The following is a 20,333-nucleotide window of genomic DNA, read 5'->3' as shown; positions in this document are numbered from 1 at the left end:
ACATTTCCTTAAATCACAGTTCATAAAAAGTCATCGCACCGACTTCATCGACGGACAAGCCGTATTCGTCGCTGTAATAACGTTCTTTTAAATAATAAATACCCAAACCGGCCTGCACTTCCTGCACGGCTTGTTCTTTTTCCAGCTTTTCCCATACATTCGGAAATACGTTCACGCTGTAACGCTGCACTTTGCTCAAAATGCGGTACATTTCTTTCGGATTCCATACGCCGCACAGTTCGGCGATTAAATCTTTACCTTTACTATAGGGCACGATCACAGCGCGGGTCGGTGCGTCAATCGCCTGAAAGGCTCTCCCCGCACTTTTGAACGACTGCATCAGCAACGGTAATTTAGGGCGGCGTTTGTCGTTTTTAGCAGCATAGACATTCAAACGATTATCAGAAAGCCAGTCTAACAGGCTACCTGAAGTGCTGCCTTTAACCGTATAGCTCATATCGTTGCTGCGGTTATAAAAATAGTATTCAAAATACTGCCGCATAGCGGCAGGCTGTAAAATATCCTGTTCGGCGAATTCGCGCAGTACGCGTTCGGCATTTTGCTGCCCTTGGTCAATATCGGGTAACACCCGTGCCAAATTCGGTTCTTGTAGGTTCAGCACATACACCTGCCCTTTGCCCACTTTCTCGCCATGACGGTTACAACGCCCTGCCGCTTGGGCAATGCTGTCCAGCCCACCTAAAGCTCGAATCACGCAACTCATAGAAATATCCACCCCCGCTTCAATCAGCTGGGTGCTAATGCAGATCACGGGTTGTTTGTTTTTTAGACGGCCTTTGATTTCATCAAAGATGGCTTTGCGGTGTACCGAACATTGATTAGTGCTGAGGTGAAATAAGGCTTCCGGCGGTACATCCTGCCGCTGGCAATATTGATACAGCTCCTGCGCCCATTTTTTGGTATTGACGATAAACAGGCAGCTTGAGGCCGTCTGAAACTGTTCCAGCAAGAACGCACCGGCTTCATCCGCCGACCAGCCGCCCGCCTTTGGCTTATAGTGAATTTCCACGCGCGATAAATCATCAAATAATTGATTCAGTGTTTTATTCTGCCCCATAATTTCCGAATTCTCCGCCAACTTTAATTCGCCAAATTCGGATTTCGGCAAATTATCCAACAACGGTTGAGTTGCCGTGCACAACACCGCACTGGATTTACCGAATTGCGTCAGCCAGTTCAGCACATTGCAAAACAGATGCACACATTTCACTGGCAAGGTTTGGATTTCGTCAAAAATCAGTACGCTTTTTGTCATCGGGTGGATATGCCTTACCCCACGAGTACCACCGCCGAACCAGGCATCTAAAAACTGCACCATCGTCGTGAAAACAATCGGTTTATCCCAATTTTCAGATAACAATTTGTCTTGCCAATTTTGCTGTTCTGGTTCAAGGTTGGAATGGTGTTCCAGCACCCAGTCTTCGCCCAGAATCTCACGCACGGCTGAAGCGTTCTGGTCAATAATAGATGTGTAGGGAATAATGTAGATAATGCGGTCAAGATTGTGCTTATGTGCATGATGAAGGGCATAACGCAGGCTGGCTAATGTTTTACCGCCGCCAGTCGGCACAGTCAGCGTATAAATACCTTGAGGATCATTCGCACGCTTCAGGCAAGTGGAGGAAATCTCACGACGGATTTCGTCAATCGGATAACGGATTTCAAAATTTGCCAAATGTGTTTCCAATTTATCAATAGCTTGCTGCCAATCAGGGGATTGATTCAGGCGGCGTAAGTCTTTCTGCTCCTCTCGTTCAAAATCAGCACTGTTGATGCGGTCGGCATCAATCAGACAACTAAACAGGAAACGGGTTAAACAGCCGAGATAGAATTCTTTGATTTTGTCATTACTGTCAGGGTTCTTAAAAATGGCGGCAAGCAGCTTTAATAGCGATTTCACCAAATTTTCGCCTGCCAGCTCTTCCGCCCGTATTTTTACCGCCTTATCAGCACGTTGTTCACATTCGCTTAAATGGGTCAGTTCGTCTTCTTTATCAAAGCGTTTTTGCCACACCGCTTCGCCGTTCATGTTTAAACAGTCGATCAAGCCTTCGCCGTGATGCGAAGCAATACACAAGCCCAATATCTGCCCGACCAATTCGCCGATACCATTTTGCAAACCGAATTTTTTCAAACGGCGGTAAACCCACTGCGCCCCGGCGGTGGAATGGTCGATTTTCTTACCGTTCGGCAGAACGTAATCATTATCCGCATCCGGATCTTGGCCGGTTACCGCCCTGATATATTCCTGAAACGCCGTAGAATACTTGCCGAAATCGTGCATGAGTCCCAGCAATTCACCCGCTTCGGACAAATCTAATTTAACTGCAAACATGCTAGCTATAACAGCTGTTTCTAATAAATGTACTTGAACAGATTGTCGTTGTTTATCAACTTCTCGGATATGCGCAATGAAAGATTCATTCATCCAGCCGCCTCTATACATAAATAACCGTAAAATTACTTAATTTAATATAATTGTAGTGTAAATTTATGTATATAAAGTAAATAAAATATTTATTAATTTAGATCAATTCCAGTAGTAACCTGACGATTTATTAAACACTCTTTACAAAAAGTGCGGCCGAAAATTAACCAGATTTTCGACCGCACTTGCTTAGTAAGATTATTATTGATTCAGTCCAAGGAAATCACCGACTTCATGTTCTAACCGGCTCATGGCTATTAACGCTTTCTGAGTTTGTTTTGCCTCGTCTTCGTCAATAATGCTCATAGCGAACCCCACATGAACCAGTACCCATTTTCCTAAAAGCTGTTGCGGGTTTTCGTCGCAAATGAGAGAAATATTCACGTCCCGCTTCACACCGCATACATCGACGGTGGCAAGCTGGAAGACGTCATCTCCAATGGCGACGATTTGCCCCGGTACACCTAAACACATAAATTTATCCTTAATTTTAGCGGCATTACTTTACCATCGACCGAAAAATATTTCGGCGTTTTAAATCGGGTTGAGGCTGATTTAACGGGAAAGATAACGCCATTTTCAGGCAATCGTCGGCAAGTTGAACGCCTTGTTCCGCTGTCAGTTTCCGCGCCAACGGTGAAGCCAGCGAATGGCTGAGATAGCAAGGAATCCCTTCCAGTTGGCTGACAGTAAACATTAACGTTTTGTACGGTAATGCGACACCAAGTTTGTCGCCTAACGGTCTGGTTTCCCATTCCTGATTCGGCCCGGGCAAAATCACTAGACTGAGCATCCATGGGGTGAGCACCGTGCCGATCCATTGGTTGTCGAGCAAAATAAACGGCGGGCAATAGCACGGAATATTCTCGCGAAAGAACGGAAGCGAACGCATATTAGGGCGTGTGCGTTCCATTTCCGTTTGCAAAAGCAGCGCCGGATTTTCTGAAAAACCGACTACGCCTGAAAGTGCGGTCGGATTTTCCGATATTTTTTTGTGTCGATACATAATGAATTTTAATTATCCAAAGTCGGCAAACCGTATTCGGTTAAAATACGATTAAGCCGGATAAAAATAGCCGGCATAACCTTTTCCATGGTTTCGGTCAGCCCGATCCGGGGTGCCAGCGAATCCGGCTGAATGCCGATTAAACAAAGATTTTTGGGGTATTCGTCCGTCAATTTGAGGGCGGACAGCACATCGCATAATCCCAGCTGATGCGGAGAAATTTTCCGCGAAAAAAAGACGGGAACCTGTTCGTCTTTCAATACCACGATTTCACCCGGTTCTTTACCGGCCAGTACGGCGTCAATTACGATAATATAATCACGATTCGCCAGCGTATCCAACAGTTCCATGCCGCAGGTACCGCCGTCCACTATATCGAATTGTTCGAAAACGTACGGTGAAATTTCCGCACGTTTTTCCAAAGCCTGAACCACTCGTACGCCAACTCCTTCATCAGACAATAAAATATTACCGATACCTAGAATTAACGGTTTCATTACAATACCTTCACTTCTGTGATTTCACCGTTTTCGGTGTTCACCACATGTACGGCACAGGACATACACGGGTCGAAAGAATGAATGGTACGCACCACTTCCAACGGTTTGGCGGGATCCGCAACCGGTGTACCGATAAGTGATTGTTCGTAAGGTCCCAGTTCGTCGTTATGATTGCGCGGACCGGAATTCCAAGTGGACGGAACAACCGCTTGATAATTTTCGATTTTACCGTCTTTGATCACCACCCAGTGAGACAACATACCGCGCGGCACTTCACCGAAACCGACACCTTTGAATTCACCGCTTTCCGGAATTGCGCATTTTAAATACGCCACAGTGTCGCCTTTGCCGATATTTTCAATCAGCAACTGCCATTGTTGAACTAAAATGTCGTTCAATACGGCACAATGCACGGTACGGCCGATGATTCGCCCCAGAGTCGAATGTAGATGTTCTACGCCTAAATTAGTGCCGGTAACGGTATCATACAAACCTTTTAATTGGTTAAAATGAGCGGTAGTTAACGCATTTTTCGCCGCGAGATTGGTTAATAAATAGGCTAACGGACCGACTTCCACCACTTTGTCATAAAATGACGGCGCTTTCACCCAAGAATACTTACCGTTTTCATCCCAGCCGGTATATTTCGGTCGGGTTAACCCTTCCCAGGGCTCGAGCGGTTCGTCATCTTCATACCAAGCGTGTTTGCCGCTTTCTTTAATCCCTTTTATTACAAAATCGCTCTTTTGCCCGTCGATTTGGCGGAAAGCGCTCATGTCGCCGTTTTCAATATAACCGCCGTTCAATATGAACTTAGAATTATCGGCGTCAATCGGAAATTCCGGCATGGCTAAATAATTACGTGACGTTTTACCGTAACTCAGCCATTCCGGATAGTAACCCGCGATTACCGCCGTATCCACTTTGTATACTTGATTGATGAAATCAGTGAGGCGATCTATGCAGGCTTTTACGTACATTAAACGTTCCATATTCAATACGGCGGCAGAATCCATATTAATCGGATTAGCAACCCCGCCAATCGCCAGGTTTTGAATATGCGGCGTTTTTCCGCCCAATAATGCCACTACGCGGTTTGCATCTCGCTGACATTCCAATGCCTGTAGATAATGCGCAACGGCGATAAGGTTTACTTCCGGCGGCAGTTTCATTGCCGGATGCCCGAAATAACCGTTGGCAAAGATACCTAATTGTCCGCTATCCACCAATTTTTGAATTTTCTTCTGTACGTTGCGGAATTCGTTTTCGCTGTTCAGCGACCAGGTCGAAACGCCTTTCAGCATTTCATTGGCTTTCGCCGGATCCGCCTTCAATGCGGCGGTAATATCCACCCAGTCCATAGCCGAAAGTTGGTAAAAATGTACGATATGATCGTGAATATTGTGCGCCGCTAAAATCATGTTACGGATATATTGGGCATTTACCGGCACTTTAGCGCCGATAGCGTCTTCTACCGCCCGCACGCTTACAATGGCGTGCACCGTGGTACATACCCCGCAGATTCGCTGCATAATCATCCATGCATCACGGGGATCCGCGCCTTTTACGATATTTTCCATCCCGCGCCACATGGTTCCTGTCGACCAGGCATTAGTCACGACTCCGTTTTCAATTTCGCAGCCAATGCGTAAATGCCCTTCAATGCGGGTAATAGGGTCAATAGTAATACGTTTTTTCTCACTCATTTTTATATTCTCTTATTAGCGGCTTAATTGTTCGCTACGTGCGATTTTTTGTGCCATAGCCTGTTGTGATTTTTCTTTTCTTGCTTCTTTTAATACCGGAAGCACCGGGAACAGACGGATAATTAAAATATATGCACAAATTTCAATAGACACGAAACCGATTGAAATTAATAATTCCTGTGCTGACGGGAAGTATTTATAACCGTTACCCGGATCGTACATGATTAATGAATAATCCATACGCCATAAGGCTGCACCCAGCAACATACTCAATGCGGAAACGAATAACCAACGTCCGTCGGAGCGTTTTTCCCCGAGAAACAAGGTCAGTAGCGGTAAAGTCATTAACCAGACTTCCGCCCAAAACATCCAGGCTTCGAATTTAAATAATCCGATGACATATTGCAGTTTGCGGTGATAAATCAGTTCTCCGAAGCGACAAAGTAAAAATACCGCAATTAAAACCGCACTTACACGAGCCAGTTTGGTAAACAGATGACGTTCGTCCGGCGTTTTACCGGCCAAACCTGCGCGAACCAAAGACCCCTCGAAAATCACAATGGAAAATCCCATAATAAATGCCGTCAGCAAAGAGAATATCGGCAACATTTCATAACTTTGCCAAGCGGGATGAACTTTATGTCCGGCAACGATCATCAACGAGCCCATCGAAGACTGGTGCATCATCGGCAATAACGCTCCAAGGGCAATCACGAAAAACATGATTTTATTCAACTTATTAAACAATTTTTTGAAGCCGAAGAAACCTAGCCAAACGGGTGCGAATTCAAGTGTCACGACCAGAATATAAATTGTCATACAGACCGCAGTTTCAAACAAAACGGAATTGGTATTAAATTGTCCCGGCAAATAAAAATACGGTAAGTGCCAGTAACGCCCCATATCGATAGTGATAGAAAAACCGCCCAGACTGTAACCGAATAAGCTGGCAAGTAATGCCGGACGAACGAGCGCATGATATTTCCCTTTATTGAAAATATAAACGGCCCAGGCTAAAGCCCAACCGCCACAAGCAAAACCGGTTCCTACAAGCAGGTCGAAAGCAATCCATAAGCCCCAAGGATACCCGCCATTTAGTGCCGTTACCGAGCCGATACCGAAAAACATCCGTTTTACGATAAGTATCAAACAAATTAATGCCAACGGAGAAAAAAAGAGGATTGATGCCGTAATTAATTTTCCACCGACAGGACGAACATTATTCATGACGCGCCCCCTTGTGTTTTTCTTTATGTTCTCCCCTCATATTGCGATAGGTAACAAATGTCAATCCGGCTAATGCCGCCAACGGCAACACCATACCGCGATAAAGAGTATGCTGTAAATGAGCGGCTCGCGTACCGGTGGCTTCATTATCCAACGCCGGCAGTCCCAAATTTTCCTGCGGAACGCCGCTGATAACCAAAACTTGAGTACCGCCGCCTTCAAATTCGCCATACACATGCCGAACATATTCCGGCACGACCGTTGTGTTTTTATCTTGACTGTGAATATGCTGACGCGGATAACCGTATTTTTCACCCGCTTTCAAAGATAGTCGGCGTTTAGCTTCCGCCAATAAATCCTCTCGGGAACCGAAAATTACCGCACCTGTCGGACAAACATTGCAGCATCCCGGCAGTTTTCCCTGATCAATACGTTCTACGCCTTTTTGGTTGCATAATTCACATTTGCTGATTTCGCCCAACGGATTATTGTAATCATATTGAGGTACGGTAAACGGGCAAGCCACCATACAGTAACGACACCCTGTGCAAATATCCGGATCATACTGTACAATGCCGGTAATCGGATTTTTGGTCAGCGCCTGAACCGGGCAAACGCTGACGCAGTTCGGTTCTACGCAATGCATACATTGCTTTTTAATGTAGGAGTAACCGTTTTCCGCTTTATCTTTCTGCGAACCGTCACCGCCAGACCAAATCTGGATTACATTACGGGTAAACGGTGATAATTTGTCGTTATTAGACCACTGCTGTTCGCCATCGGGATTAACTGCCGTACCGTTAATCTTTTGGCATTCCGCCACGCAAGCCTGGCAACCGATACAAAGCGTAGCGTCGTAAAGCATACCCAACGCATTGGGAATTACCTTGCTTTCAGGTATTTCAGCCGCCTGAACGTTCACAACGGGAATTGAAGCCCCTATTCCGCCAAGCAAGCTGTTTTTTATAAATTTACGTCTATTCATTTTTCTACCTGCTTGGTTTTTATTCATGTTTAGCGTTTTTTCGTTGTTCTTCATGCCCACGGGCTTTAGCTTTACGCTGATTACTCAACTCTTTTAACGTCACCACACTCACGCCGGCTAAAATCGCAGCGGCACCGCCTAATAACGCGACTGCCGTCATAGAAGCCGTATTACCCTCTTGATTGCCCACATCGGGTTTATTTACACGAGGCGTCGGATTTTCAACCGAAGACAGTTCAAAAATACCTTTGGTAAAACCTATACCTTTTTCATTACAACCATAACAAGGATGACCTATTCCCACCGGCCAGTTATTACCGCCTACATCGCAAAAATCCAGGCTTGAGCAGTTACCGTAAGTTTCCGGGCCTTTACAGCCGAGATGATACAGACACCAGCCGTGACGATGACCGTAGTCGCCGTACTCTTTAGCAAAACGCCCTGCGTCAAAGTGCGGACGACGATAACAGTTTTCGTGAATAAGCCGATCATAAGCAAATAAAGGACGATTTAATTTGTCCGTTTCAGGTAATTTTTTATAGGTTATAATATAGGCCACGGTTGCCAGAAAATTATGCGGATTCGGCGGACAGCCCGGAATATTAATCACCGGTACACCCGGTAATACGCCGGATAAACTGGTGGCGCCCGTCGGATTTCCGCCGCTGGAAGGTACACCGCCCCAAGCAGAACAGGAACCGATAGCAATGACTGCCGCCGCATGTTTTGCGGCCTCTTTGATGTGTTCGATGATAGGTTTTCCGGCAACCATACAATAGATTCCACCGTCTTTAACAGGAATGGAACCGTCCACGACCAAAATATATTTTCCTTTATATTGTTCTAGTGCTCGGTGTTTGTTTTCTTCCGCTTGTTCGCCAAATGCGGCGGATAGTACTTCATGGTATTCCAATGAAATAACATCAAGAACCAGATTCTCGATAGTCGGATGAGTGGCTCGAAGAAGGGACTCGGTACAACCCGTACATTCCTGTGCGCCAATCCAAATAACCGGCGGACGTTGCGGATTCGTGAGTGCGTTAGTCATTTCAGCACCCGCTTTTGAACTTAACCCCATTGTCGCCGCAAGTGCGGTACATAATTTCATGAAATCCCGACGGGATACCGAATTTAGCGCAGATACAAATCCGTCATGTCGTTGCATATATCACTCCTATTCACGTATAAAAGACGTGGTTAATGAAATGTATGCTACGCTTTTAGAAGGAAAATACGTTGATTTAAGTCAAAATATAACAACTTTTTTACATAAATATATTACTTTTTATAACCTATAATTATAAATGAGAACTATTTTTATTTAATTAAAGAAAAATAAAAAAAACGCATCTGATAATTTCGGTTATCAGATGCGTGATCATTAAAAACAAGAAAATAGCTAATTATTTGTTATAAAGCGGTTTGGGCCCCATTTTACCACCGTTCGTTTGGCCGCCAATGGCTTGTTTCAGCACCGTACCGGAGGATTTAATTTCAACGCGACGGTTAGGATGAAGACAATTTATTAAAGCTTGTCCGCGCTCACCTTCACAGGCTTTAACTTGATTAGCTTTGCCATAACCTGTAGCTGTGATTTGTGCGCTCACACCTTGTTCAATCAAACGATTCTTAACACGATCCGCACGCCGCTGTGATAAATCCAAGTTGTACGCATCGGATCCTAAACGGTCGGTATAACCCGCAACGGAAACCTCTTTAGCTTCGGAAGACTTCAATTGTGAAGCCACATTATCAACCACTTTTTTACCTTCGGTTGTTAATGTATCTTTATCGAAATCAAATAAGAAATCACCGCTTAAATGAAATGACGAATAACCGTTACAGCCGTTCGGATACCAAAAGAAACTTTGTGCATTCATATTTTTGTCGAATAATACTTTGTATTGACAAATTTTATGTACTCCGTTTTCACGGTAATTAAAGGCATAATCCCATTCACGAACGCCGTATAACCCCTCGGAAAAATGCGGGCGTCCCAATAAATTGGCGATTTGATCTTTATTCATACCGCGTTCAACCATACGGACATTATCCCAGTTAGGCCAAGAACCAAATTGAGAACCGTCATGATTAAAACGGGCGTCATCAATTTTCGGCCATACTAAATTAGCCATTGCCTGTTCCGGCGTATCACCGGCCGGTAAGCCGTCTTCCGTGATATCGCTCAGATTTCCACATGCCGCTAAAACTACTGCTGCAGTTGTTGATAACAATAAACGTGATAGTTTCATTTGTTTTTCCTTAAATTTAAAAAATGATGGAAAATTAATATTGATGTACGGGCAAACAGACTTTTATAAAAAGCCGTTAAGTTAAAATAAATATAGAGTTAATACTAGCCATAACGGCTTATAAAGTAAACTTAAAAATGCTGCTGTTTCGACGCTGTCGTCCATTTTAAGAATAAATTTTCCGTACTATCCTCCGCTTGCTTACCCAGTTTTTGAATTAAAGATTTTTTTTGCTTGAATTGCAGCTCTAATACGGATTTTTCTTTCATTGCTTGCAAGATCACATCGTCACTGGTCGCAATTTTATCGATTAACCCCAATGCCAGTGCCTGTTGACCGAACCAATGTTCACCCGTTGCAATTTTTTCTACCTCTAACTGCGGCCGATTTTCAGCAACGAACCGTTTGAACAACTCATGGGTTTCCTCGAGTTCCTGTTGGAATTTTTGTTTTCCCTTCTCCGTATTTTCACCCAATATCGTCACGGTTCGTTTAAATTCGCCCGCTGTCATGACATCCACATCCACATCATGTTTTTTCAGCAAACGATGAATGTTCGGCACCTGTGCCACCACGCCCACAGAACCGACAATTGCAAACGGCGCCGCTACGATTTTATCTGCTACGCAAGCCATCATGTAACCGCCGCTTGCCGCTACTTTATCCACCGCAACGGTTAATTTGATTCCCGCCTGTTTCAAACGCGCCAATTGAGATGCCGCTAAACCGTAGCCGTGCACCAGACCGCCGGGACTTTCCAGACGCAGTAACACCTCGTCGGCTTCAGGTTTCGCCACGGATAAAAGGGCGGTAATTTCTTCGCGCAAAGCGGTGGTTGCCGAAGCCTGAATATCGCCCTTAAAATTTAAAACGTATAGGGTGGGTTTGTGTTCCTGATTTACCGGTTCGCCTTTTCTACGTTTTGCTTTTTCCGCTTTCGCTTTGGCTTTTTCCGCTTTTTTCTCTTCTTTTTCCAGTTGTTTCAATTCATCTTCGGTTAAATGGAATTGCTGTAATTTTTTCGACATATCGGCATATTCTTCCGATAAATCCGTGATTTTCAGCTCGCCATGCGAAGACGGTTGACGTTGTTTGAATGCAAAAATCATGGCGACAATCCCTGCCACCACCAGCAAAATCGTTAGAATTTCCAAAATAAAAATGCCATATCCCACGGCAATATCAGACCACATAAGCTCTCCTTAAATATGTAAAAAACTTGATAAAAACCGACCGCACTTTAAGGTCGGTTGATTTTTCATAAACCCGCCCTAGCTGCGTAATCCGATGCCACGGCTAATCAGATAATAGGCGAAATAATATAATACCGAAATAAACACCGACAATACGGCAAATGTGTAAACGAGCGACACATCACTGATGCCGAGAAATCCGTAACGGAATCCGTTAATCATATACACGATAGGATTTAATTTCGACACCGTTTGCCAAAACGGCGACAATAACGAAATAGAATAAAACACCCCGCCTAAGTAGGTTAACGGCGTCAAAACAAAGGTCGGCACAATGCTGATATCGTCAAAAGAACGCGCAAAAATCGCATTAATCAAACCGCCTAACGCAAAGGTTGCCGTGGTCAGCAACAACGTTATAAAAATTACGCTCCAAGCGTGAATATCAAAAGAGACGAATAATAACGACACAATCGTGACCAGTACTCCGACGCAAATCCCCCTTGTCATACCGCCCATCATATACCCCAAAATAATCACATGCGGCGATGTAGGCGAAATCAGTAGCTCTTCCACATTACGGGCAAATTTTGTACTGTAAAAAGAAGAAGCCACATTGGTAAAAGAATTTGTGAGGGACGACATCATAATCAACCCCGGTACAATAAACTGCATATAGCTGAATCCGCCCATTTCGCCGATTCGACTGCCAATCAGTTGCCCGAAAATCACAAAATATAAAGTCATGGTAATCACCGGCGGCACAATGGTTTGTACCCAAATCCGCGTAAATCGACGGATTTCTTTATACAAAATAGTATAAAACGCAACCCAAGCCAATCTCATTGTCCGCCCCTGTTCGATTTGTTTAACGCCATACCGATGAACAATTCCTCCAAACGGTTGGATTTATTGCGCATGCTCACCACATGCTTATTTTGCGCCGTTAATTGACTGAATAAGTCGTTTAAGCCCTTTTCCCGGTGAACATCCACTTCAATCGATTTTTCATCCAGCGGACGCACAGGATAGCCATCAATTTGTGACAACGTCGCGTTTTCTGCCAAATCCAGAATAAACGTTTCACTTTCCAGTTCCGCCAATAAATCTTTCATCGGCATATTCACCACTAATCGGCCCTGCTGAATGATACCGATATGACGGCACAACATTTCCGCTTCTTCCAAATAATGGGTGGTGAGGATAATGGTGGTACCCTGCTCGTTCAGTTCGCGCAAAAACCGCCACATGGCACGACGCAATTCAATATCGACGCCGGCGGTCGGTTCGTCCAAAATCAGCAATTTGGGATGATGCATTAAGGCGCGCGCAATCATTAAGCGCCGCTTCATACCGCCGGAAAGGCGCATGGCTTGTTGCTCGCGTTTATCCCATAAATCCAGTTTTTTCAGCCATTTTTCCGCTCGAATCAGCGCGGATTTACGGGAAATACCGTAATATCCCGCCTGATTGATCAGAATATCCTGCACTTTTTCAAACTGATTGAAATTAAACTCCTGCGGCACCAGCCCGATTTGTTGTTTAAGCTGAATCGGATTTTTATCTAAATCGTAACCGAAAACTTTCACTGTTCCGCCGGTTTTATTGACCAGCGAGCTAATAATACCGATAGTCGTGGATTTTCCTGCACCGTTATGGCCAAGCAGCGCATAAAAATCGCCCTCTTCAACGCTGAGATCAATACCGTGCAATGCCTGCACGCCGTTCTTATAACACTTGGTCAACGCTGCAATTTCTAATGCTTTCATTATAAATATTGTTCTTAAAAAAACAGGCACGCATAATACTCTTTTTTACTGACGTACGCAAAAGTTCGTCACTTGGCTGCATTGGTTTATTCAATAGTACCGGCCTGAAAAACACATTAATTTTCGACCGCACTTTTCTGTATTTTAATCACAAAAAACGTTTCCGCCGCTTGACAAATAATTCATGTACTAGTTTAATAGTGCAAAATAATTCAAAAGGATAAATAAGCAATGTTTCAACCTTATATTCAGGTTTTTAGCCAACCGGTGGAATACCATAGTGACTTAGCCTCGGTATTTACCACTCTATGTGCCGGTAACACCAACAGTCTGTTACTCGAAAGCGCCGAAATTTCCAGCAAAAACAGTTTGAAAAGTCTGTTGTTAGTAAACGCCGCCGTGAAAATCTGCTGTACCGGGCAAACTGTCACGTTTAAAGCATTAACCGATAACGGCGCAGCGGTATTAATTCATTTGCGGGATAAATTAAGTCAACTCGCCCAATTAACCCAAATCAACGCACATGAATTAATCGCCACCTTTGCGCCGTTGGAGCAAAATCTGGATGAAGATACTAAATTACAGGCGGCAACTGTATTCGACGGGTTACGGGTTGTGAATAATTTATATGCGCACAGCCAAACGCCGATTTTTCTAGGCGGATTATTTGCTTATGATTTAGTGGCGAATTTCATTCCGATGGACGGTATTGCATTACAGGACGACGGACTAAATTGTCCGGATTACGTATTCTATCTGGCGGAAAATTTACTCTGTTTTAACCATCCGACGCAACAGGCGACCTTACAAACTTTCTGTTTCAGCTCGAAAGAATATGCCGTATTACAACAAAATGCGCTGAAAATTTCCCGTAAAATGCAACATCTGCAACCTGTTCCTGCCGTCGTGCCGGCGGGGACGGAAGTGGAGACCAATATTGAAGACGAAAAGTTCAAAGCGATTATCACCGAACTTAAACAGCATATTTATCTGGGTGATGTGTTCCAAATTGTACCGTCCCGTCGTTTTTCTCTGCCTTGTCCGAACAGTTTGGCGACCTACCGCAATTTGAAACATAACAATCCCAGCCCCTATATGTTTTACATGCAGGATGACGAATTTGTACTGTTCGGTGCATCGCCGGAAAGCGCATTAAAATTCAATGCGGACAACCGAGAGCTGGAAATTTATCCGATTGCAGGTTCCCGTCCGCGAGGTTTTGACGCTCAAGGTAATATCGATCCGGAACTGGATGCCCGTTTAGAACTGGAAATGCGACTGGATCACAAAGAATTGGCGGAACATCTTATGCTGGTGGATCTCGCCCGCAACGATATAGCCCGGGTTTGCCAAAGCGGCACTCGTCAGGTCAAAGATCTGATGCAGGTGGACCGTTATTCCCACATTATGCATTTGGTTTCCCGAGTGGTGGGGACACTCCGTCCCGAACTGGATGCATTGCATGCCTATCAAGCCTGCATGAATATGGGAACCCTCACCGGCGCACCTAAAATTAAAGCCATGCAGCTTATTTATCAGTTAGAAAAACAAAAACGCCACAGTTATGGCGGTGCGGTAGGTTATTTATCCTCCGACGGCAATTTCGACACCTGTATCGTCATTCGTTCCGCCTTTGTGCAAAACGGTATCGCCCACGTACAAGCGGGGTGCGGCGAAGTATTGGATTCCGATCCGCAAATGGAAGCGGATGAAACCCGGCATAAAGCGCGTGCCGTACTGAATACCATTATTCAAACCAATCGTCAGGCATAAGGAGAGGAAAATGGCAACTATCGTATTTTTAGACAACTTCGACTCCTTCACTTACAACTTGGTGGATCAATTCCGTACCCTCGGTCATCAGGTAAAAATTTACCGCAACGATTGCGATTTGGATTTATTGGAAAAAATGTGTCGCGAACCCCAGACTATTCTGGCATTGTCGCCCGGTCCGGGTACGCCTGCCGAAGCCGGTAATATGCTGCCGTTAATTCAACGCGTAAAAAAAGACATACCGCTTATCGGTATTTGTTTGGGACATCAGGCGTTAATCGAGGCTTTTGGAGGCAAAGTGGTGCATGCAGGCGAAATATTGCACGGTAAAGTCTCAAAGATTCAACACGATAACCAAGCTATGTTCGCGAAACTGCAAAATCCGATGCCGGTCGCCCGTTATCATTCTCTAATGGGCAGTGATTTGCCGGAAGAACTGATTGTCAACGCGGACTACAACGGCATCGTTATGGCAATCCGCCACCGCGATTTGCCTATTTGCGCCTTCCAGTTCCACCCGGAAAGCCTGTTGACCGTCCAAGGCTCGAAATTGCTGGAACAAAGCATCGATTGGTTGTTAACCCGAAACCGACATTAAAAAATCATCATTTTTTGACCGCACTTTATGATAAAAACAAGGAAGATATTATGCGACTCGACCAAATTTTTGCGACATTGTTTAACAATCAACCGCTTACACAAGAACAATCCGCCGAATTTTTCCGTGCCGTAGTCAACGGCGAAGTGGCGCCCGAACAATTATCCGCCGCATTGATTGCATTAAAATTACGCGGCGAAACCATCGACGAAATCGCCGGGGCGGTTACCGCCCTGTTAACCGCCGCCCAACCGTTTCCGGCACCGGATTACCCGTTCGCCGATATTGTGGGAACCGGCGGAGACGGCGCCAATACGATTAATATCTCCACCGCATCCGCCATTGTCGGTGCCAGCCTCGGTTTGAAAATCGCCAAACACGGGAATCGTAGCGTCTCCAGCAAAACCGGCGCCAGCGATTTACTTTCCTGTTTAGGGGTAGATATTAATATGAGCGCCGAAAACGCCCGTCAGGCATTGGACGAAATCGGGTTAGCCTTTGTATTCGCACAAAAATATCATACCGGTTTCAAGCATGCCGTTCCCGTACGTCAGGCACTAAAAACCCGTACCATTTTTAATATTTTAGGCCCGCTGATTAACCCCGCTCATGCCAAACGCCAGTTGCTGGGCGTATACAGCCCGGAATTATTGAAACCTTATGCCCAGACCAACGCCCGTTTGAATCGCGAACACAGTATTATTGTGCACGGCAGCGGCTTAGACGAAGTCGCCATTCACGGAAAAACTCAAGTGGCGGAATTACGTGACGGCAAAATCGAATATTATGAATTATCCCCGCAAGATTTCGGTTTCGACGTTAAACCGCTGGAAAATCTGCGTGGCGGCGAACCAAGAGAAAATGCCGAAATTATCACCGCACTTTTACAGGGACGCGGGACGGATGAACAAAATCAAGCGGTCGCCATGAATACCGCTTTATTGATGAAACTGTTCGGCCATGAGAACATTAAGCAAAATGCGGAACAAGTCCTGGCACAGCTTGCAAGCGGCCGAGCCTTCGATACCTTGGTAAAACTCACCGCATACTAATTTTTTAAATACGGGAAAAATAATGACATTAGATACAGCTCCGACAATTTTACAAAAAATTGTGACCGACAAAATCGAATGGGTAAAAAACCAAAAAGCGGCATTGCCGTTGGAAAGTTTTCAGCAAAACATCACAAAATCCGACCGCAGTTTTTACGATGCCTTAAGCCAAGGTTCTCATCAGAAGCCGGCATTTATTCTTGAATGCAAAAAAGCGTCACCCTCTAAAGGATTGATTCGCAACGAATTTAAGCCGAAAGAGATCGCCGATGTGTACAAGCATTATGCCTCAGCCATATCCGTGTTGACGGATGAAAAATATTTTCAGGGCGACTTCCGCTATCTGAAAATCGTGCGTGACATTGTCACGCAACCGGTATTGTGCAAGGATTTTATCATCGACGAATATCAGGTTTATCTTGCCCGTTACAGTCAAGCCGATGCTATTTTGCTGATGCTTTCCGTGCTGGATGACGAAACCTATCTAAAATTGTCCGCACTTGCCCACCGACTCGGTATGGGCGTGTTGACGGAGGCCGGTAATGAAGCGGAATTCGAACGCGCACTGACATTAAACGCCCAAATTATCGGCGTGAATAACCGCAACCTGCACGATTTAACCGTCGATTTAAATCGCGTAAAAAATCTGGTGGAAAAATATGCCGGGCAAATTCCTGAAAATGTGAGAATTATCAGTGAATCCGGTATTTATACCCATCAACAGGTTAACATGTTGGCGACATACGCACATGGGTTTCTGATCGGCAGCAGCTTAATGGGCAGCGATGATTTGAATAACGCGGTACGCGCCGTGGTTTTCGGCGAGAATAAAGTCTGCGGGTTAACCCGCCCGCAGGATGTGCAATCCGCGTATATCAACGGCGCATTATACGGCGGACTGATTTTTGCCGAAGGTTCGCCGCGGCAGGTTTCATTGCGTCAGGCTCAGGAACTGACCGCCGCCGCCCCGTTACGTTTCGTCGCAGTTTTTCAAAATCAATCTATTGATTTTATTGTAAAAATCGCCGCCCAATTACAGGTTTATGCGGTGCAACTGCATGGTTCGGAAACCGACGCTTTTATCGCAGATTTGCGTGTAGCCTTGCCGTCCCGAATTCAAATTTGGAAAGCAATTTCCATTGACGTGGAGCCAGAAAATAATCTGGAAAGTGCGGTCAAAAATACCGACGTTTTTTCTGAGATCCCCTATGTTGATCGCTATGTACTGGACAGTAAAATCGGAAATTGCCGAGGCGGTACGGGAAAATCTTTCGATTGGCGAAAAATACCCGCTCGGCTAAAAGCTAAAGTTATGCTGGCAGGCGGTATATCCCTGGAGAATATCGACGCCGCACTGGATCAGCAATGTCTTGGTTTGGATTTAAATTCCGGCGCGGAAAGCGGTAAGGGCGTGAAAGATCCGCAAAAAATCACACGGCTTTTCCAGCGTATTTTGCAATGTTAATTCATCGACCTATAAACAAAAAGAAGAGGTTCTCCTCTTCTTTTTGTTTTTCGCGAACTTTATCGGATTTTAAACTTTTTCCAGTTTCGCTAAATGGGCTATCAACCACTTAATGCCCTGCCCTTGGAACGCGATTTGCAGACGCGTATTGTTATCCGTTCCTTCCACATTGATAATCGTTCCCTGTCCGAATTTGGCGTGACGTACTTTCTGTCCGGTTTTCCATTCGTTCTCATCGCCCCTCAATACACGTCCGGAATTGACCGCACTTTGTCCGACTGCCAACCGGTTGTAAGCGCGGGTCACCGTACCGCGTAAACGTACCGTCCGAATACATTCTTCCGGTAATTCATTGATGAAACGAGACGGAATATGGCGTTCTTCCTTACCGTATAAACGACGGCTTTCCGCATAGCAAATGGTCAGTTTTTTCTTTGCACGAGTAACGCCCACATAGGCTAGACGACGCTCTTCCTCCAAACGGCCGGGTTCTTCCAAAGACATAAAACTCGGGAAAATCCCTTCTTCCACACCCACCATAAACACGCGCGGAAACTCCAGCCCTTTCGCCGAATGCAAGGTCATCATCTGTACACAGGATTGATGCGGACCGGCCTGTTCCTCGCCGGCTTCCAGCGAAGCATGAGTTAAAAACGCGGTTAAATCGGACATATCATCCGCTTCTTCCGGCTTAATAAATTCACGAGCGGCAGATACCAATTCTTCCAGATTTTCTATCCGCACTTCTCCTTTTTCGCCTTTCTCCTGTTCATACATTTGATACAGCCCGGAATGCTTAATCACAAAATCCGTTTGAGCAAATAGCGGCATTTCTTCCGTTTCTTGCGCTAAGGAATTGATTAATTCCACAAAACGCATTAAGGCGGTCGCGGCACGTCCCGCCAGCTTATTTTCCTGAATGGCGATTTGGGTGGCCTGCCATAAAGTAATCTGCCGTTCTCGGGTAAATTGACGCAAGGTTTCCAGCGTACGTTCGCCGATACCTCGGGTCGGCGTATTCACCACGCGTTCAAATGCAGCGTCGTCATGGCGGTTATTGACCAACCGCAAATATGCCAGCGCATCCTTGATTTCCTGTCGTTCGAAAAATCGCATACCGCCATAAATACGATACGGAATCTGCGCCCGAATCAGCGCTTCTTCCAGCACCCGGGATTGACTGTTACTGCGGTACAACACGGCGCATTCGTCTAGTTTACCGCCGTCTTCCAGCCAGATTTTAATTTGCGAAGACACAAATAAGGCTTCGTCCAGTTCATTAAAGGCCGCATAAATGCCCACCGGTTCGCCTTTATCGTCTTCCGTCCACAAATCCTTACCAAGACGGTTGCTGTTATGAGAAATCAGTTGATTCGCCGCCTGCAGAATATTACCGGTGGAACGGTAATTTTGCTCCAGACGAATAGTTTGCGCCTGCGAAAAATCATCTAAAAATTTTTGAATATTTTCAATTTGAGCGCCGCGCCAACCGTAAATAGATTGGTCGTCATCGCCCACAATCATGACATTACCCGTTTTCCCGGCAAGCAAACGAATCCATTCATACTGAATTTTGTTGGTATCCTGAAATTCATCCACCAGAATCTGTCCGAATCGACGTTGATAATTTTGCAGAATCAACGGTTTATGTAAAAACAGTTCATAAGCGCGCAACAGGATTTCGGCAAAATCCACCAATCCGGCTCTATTGCAGGTGTCCTGATAAATGCGGTAAATTTTGATCCATTCCTGTTCCTGGCGATCGTTCATATCGTCAATCTGCTGAGGTCTTAATCCCTCGTCTTTTTTATTATTGATATACCAACAGGCCTGTTTCGCCGGATACATTTTTTCGTCATAATTGTGTAGTTTTAATAACCGTTTGACTAAACGTAACTGATCTTCACTGTCTAAAATCTGAAAATCCTGCGGTAAACCGGCATCGGCGTAATGAGCGCGCAATAAGCGGTGTGCAATGCTGTGAAAGGTTCCCACCCACATACCGAATAAACGCTGGGAGGAATACCGGGCTAATGCGGATTCAATCCGCTGACGCATTTCCGCTGCGGCTTTATTCGTGAAGGTGACCGCCATAATACTGCCTTCGGAAATACCTTCTACAGCAATCAACCAGGCAATTCGCTGAGTTAATACGCGCGTCTTGCCCGACCCCGCCCCGGCAAGAACTAAATAATTGCCTAAAGGGGCGGCGACGGCTTCGCGCTGTTTGTCGTTCAAGCCGTCAAGTAATTCTGAAATATCCATAAAATTTCATATCTGTTTAAATTTACACTAAATTATAGACAGTACGGATGAATTGTCAATGCGTTCATCCGCCCGTATTTACAAATGCATGCA

Annotated in this window: 16 protein-coding genes and 1 pseudogene; 4 read left to right on the top strand and 13 right to left on the bottom strand. The window is 45.2% G+C overall.

Features of this window, described 5'->3' with window-relative positions:
* Nucleotides 1-13: 13 nt before the first annotated feature.
* The 12 genes from ASUC_RS06725 to ASUC_RS06670 form a co-directional block, all read right to left on the bottom strand.
* Nucleotides 14-2,449 carry a CRISPR-associated helicase/endonuclease Cas3 gene (locus ASUC_RS06725; protein WP_012073021.1) on the bottom strand — a complete coding sequence of 812 codons (2,436 nt, stop codon included), beginning with the start codon at nucleotides 2,447-2,449 and terminating at the stop codon, nucleotides 14-16.
* A 201-nt stretch (nucleotides 2,450-2,650) separates the two neighbouring features.
* Nucleotides 2,651-2,923, bottom strand: coding sequence for a hydrogenase maturation factor HybG (hybG, locus tag ASUC_RS06720; protein ID WP_012073020.1), 273 nt, complete (start codon nucleotides 2,921-2,923; stop codon nucleotides 2,651-2,653).
* Nucleotides 2,924-2,948: 25 nt separating this feature from the next.
* Nucleotides 2,949-3,455, bottom strand: coding sequence for a hydrogenase-2 assembly chaperone (hybE, locus tag ASUC_RS06715; RefSeq protein ID WP_012073019.1), 507 nt, complete (start codon nucleotides 3,453-3,455; stop codon nucleotides 2,949-2,951).
* Between the two features lie 8 nt (nucleotides 3,456-3,463).
* The gene (locus ASUC_RS06710; protein ID WP_012073018.1) at nucleotides 3,464-3,952 is read right to left on the bottom strand and encodes a HyaD/HybD family hydrogenase maturation endopeptidase; all 489 of its coding nucleotides are present in this window, start codon (nucleotides 3,950-3,952) and stop codon (nucleotides 3,464-3,466) included.
* On the bottom strand, nucleotides 3,952-5,661 hold the full coding sequence (gene hybC / locus ASUC_RS06705) for a hydrogenase 2 large subunit (protein ID WP_012073017.1): 1,710 nt from the start codon (nucleotides 5,659-5,661) through the stop codon (nucleotides 3,952-3,954). Before hybC ends, ASUC_RS06710 begins: the two co-directional genes overlap by 1 nt.
* 15 nt (nucleotides 5,662-5,676) lie before the next feature.
* A complete protein-coding gene (gene hybB / locus ASUC_RS06700) occupies nucleotides 5,677-6,888 on the bottom strand; it encodes a Ni/Fe-hydrogenase cytochrome b subunit (protein WP_012073016.1) in 1,212 nt (403 codons plus the stop codon).
* A complete protein-coding gene (hybA, locus tag ASUC_RS06695; RefSeq protein WP_012073015.1) occupies nucleotides 6,881-7,873 on the bottom strand; it encodes a hydrogenase 2 operon protein HybA in 993 nt (330 codons plus the stop codon). The genes hybB and hybA overlap by 8 nt, the downstream gene beginning before the upstream one ends.
* Nucleotides 7,874-7,892: 19 nt before the next feature.
* Entirely contained in the window at nucleotides 7,893-9,038 is a 1,146-nt protein-coding gene (gene hybO, locus ASUC_RS06690) for a hydrogenase 2 small subunit (RefSeq protein ID WP_012073014.1), read from the bottom strand.
* 238 nt (nucleotides 9,039-9,276) lie between these two features.
* Entirely contained in the window at nucleotides 9,277-10,125 is an 849-nt protein-coding gene (locus tag ASUC_RS06685; protein ID WP_012073013.1) for an OmpA family protein, read from the bottom strand.
* Nucleotides 10,126-10,256: 131 nt separating this feature from the next.
* Entirely contained in the window at nucleotides 10,257-11,318 is a 1,062-nt protein-coding gene (gene sohB / locus ASUC_RS06680; RefSeq protein WP_012073012.1) for a protease SohB, read from the bottom strand.
* Between the two features lie 78 nt (nucleotides 11,319-11,396).
* Entirely contained in the window at nucleotides 11,397-12,164 is a 768-nt protein-coding gene (locus ASUC_RS06675) for an ABC transporter permease (RefSeq protein ID WP_012073011.1), read from the bottom strand.
* Nucleotides 12,161-13,087 (bottom strand): ABC transporter ATP-binding protein, encoded by a 927-nt coding sequence (locus ASUC_RS06670; protein ID WP_012073010.1) that lies wholly within the window; start codon nucleotides 13,085-13,087, stop codon nucleotides 12,161-12,163. The genes ASUC_RS06675 and ASUC_RS06670 overlap by 4 nt, the downstream gene beginning before the upstream one ends.
* A 297-nt stretch (nucleotides 13,088-13,384) precedes the next feature.
* Here ASUC_RS06670 and trpE point away from each other — a divergent pair.
* The 4 genes and pseudogenes from trpE to trpCF form a co-directional block, all read left to right on the top strand.
* Nucleotides 13,385-14,860, top strand: a pseudogene (gene trpE / locus ASUC_RS06665) (anthranilate synthase component I); the annotation flags it as partial.
* Nucleotides 14,861-14,870: 10 nt separating this feature from the next.
* Entirely contained in the window at nucleotides 14,871-15,458 is a 588-nt protein-coding gene (locus tag ASUC_RS06660; RefSeq protein WP_012073008.1) for an aminodeoxychorismate/anthranilate synthase component II, read from the top strand.
* A 50-nt stretch (nucleotides 15,459-15,508) separates the two neighbouring features.
* Entirely contained in the window at nucleotides 15,509-16,510 is a 1,002-nt protein-coding gene (trpD, locus tag ASUC_RS06655) for an anthranilate phosphoribosyltransferase (protein WP_012073007.1), read from the top strand.
* A gap of 22 nt (nucleotides 16,511-16,532) precedes the next feature.
* A complete protein-coding gene (trpCF, locus tag ASUC_RS06650) occupies nucleotides 16,533-17,975 on the top strand; it encodes a bifunctional indole-3-glycerol-phosphate synthase TrpC/phosphoribosylanthranilate isomerase TrpF (RefSeq protein WP_012073006.1) in 1,443 nt (480 codons plus the stop codon).
* A 69-nt stretch (nucleotides 17,976-18,044) separates the two neighbouring features.
* Here trpCF and uvrD read toward each other — a convergent pair whose 3' ends face one another.
* Complete coding sequence (gene uvrD, locus ASUC_RS06645; RefSeq protein WP_012073005.1) at nucleotides 18,045-20,240, bottom strand: DNA helicase II; 2,196 nt, start codon at nucleotides 20,238-20,240, stop codon at nucleotides 18,045-18,047.
* Nucleotides 20,241-20,333 lie beyond the last annotated feature (93 nt).

It is taken from the genome of Actinobacillus succinogenes 130Z (assembly GCF_000017245.1).
GTDB lineage: Bacteria > Pseudomonadota > Gammaproteobacteria > Enterobacterales > Pasteurellaceae > Exercitatus > Exercitatus succinogenes.
This window is presented reverse-complemented; position numbering and strand designations above follow the sequence as displayed.

Excerpts from the sequence above, each read along its gene's own strand:
- ASUC_RS06725 (WP_012073021.1), bottom strand. The coding sequence starts at position 2,449 with ATGAATGAATCTTTCATTGCGCATATCCGAGAAGTTGATAAACAACGA.
- hybG (WP_012073020.1), bottom strand. The coding sequence starts at position 2,923 with ATGTGTTTAGGTGTACCGGGGCAAATCGTCGCCATTGGAGATGACGTC.
- hybE (WP_012073019.1), bottom strand. The coding sequence starts at position 3,455 with ATGTATCGACACAAAAAAATATCGGAAAATCCGACCGCACTTTCAGGC.
- ASUC_RS06710 (WP_012073018.1), bottom strand. The coding sequence starts at position 3,952 with ATGAAACCGTTAATTCTAGGTATCGGTAATATTTTATTGTCTGATGAA.
- hybC (WP_012073017.1), bottom strand. The coding sequence starts at position 5,661 with ATGAGTGAGAAAAAACGTATTACTATTGACCCTATTACCCGCATTGAA.
- hybB (WP_012073016.1), bottom strand. The coding sequence starts at position 6,888 with ATGAATAATGTTCGTCCTGTCGGTGGAAAATTAATTACGGCATCAATC.
- hybA (WP_012073015.1), bottom strand. The coding sequence starts at position 7,873 with ATGAATAGACGTAAATTTATAAAAAACAGCTTGCTTGGCGGAATAGGG.
- hybO (WP_012073014.1), bottom strand. The coding sequence starts at position 9,038 with ATGCAACGACATGACGGATTTGTATCTGCGCTAAATTCGGTATCCCGT.
- ASUC_RS06685 (WP_012073013.1), bottom strand. The coding sequence starts at position 10,125 with ATGAAACTATCACGTTTATTGTTATCAACAACTGCAGCAGTAGTTTTA.
- sohB (WP_012073012.1), bottom strand. The coding sequence starts at position 11,318 with ATGTGGTCTGATATTGCCGTGGGATATGGCATTTTTATTTTGGAAATT.
- ASUC_RS06675 (WP_012073011.1), bottom strand. The coding sequence starts at position 12,164 with ATGAGATTGGCTTGGGTTGCGTTTTATACTATTTTGTATAAAGAAATC.
- ASUC_RS06670 (WP_012073010.1), bottom strand. The coding sequence starts at position 13,087 with ATGAAAGCATTAGAAATTGCAGCGTTGACCAAGTGTTATAAGAACGGC.
- ASUC_RS06660 (WP_012073008.1), top strand. The coding sequence starts at position 14,871 with ATGGCAACTATCGTATTTTTAGACAACTTCGACTCCTTCACTTACAAC.
- trpD (WP_012073007.1), top strand. The coding sequence starts at position 15,509 with ATGCGACTCGACCAAATTTTTGCGACATTGTTTAACAATCAACCGCTT.
- trpCF (WP_012073006.1), top strand. The coding sequence starts at position 16,533 with ATGACATTAGATACAGCTCCGACAATTTTACAAAAAATTGTGACCGAC.
- uvrD (WP_012073005.1), bottom strand. The coding sequence starts at position 20,240 with ATGGATATTTCAGAATTACTTGACGGCTTGAACGACAAACAGCGCGAA.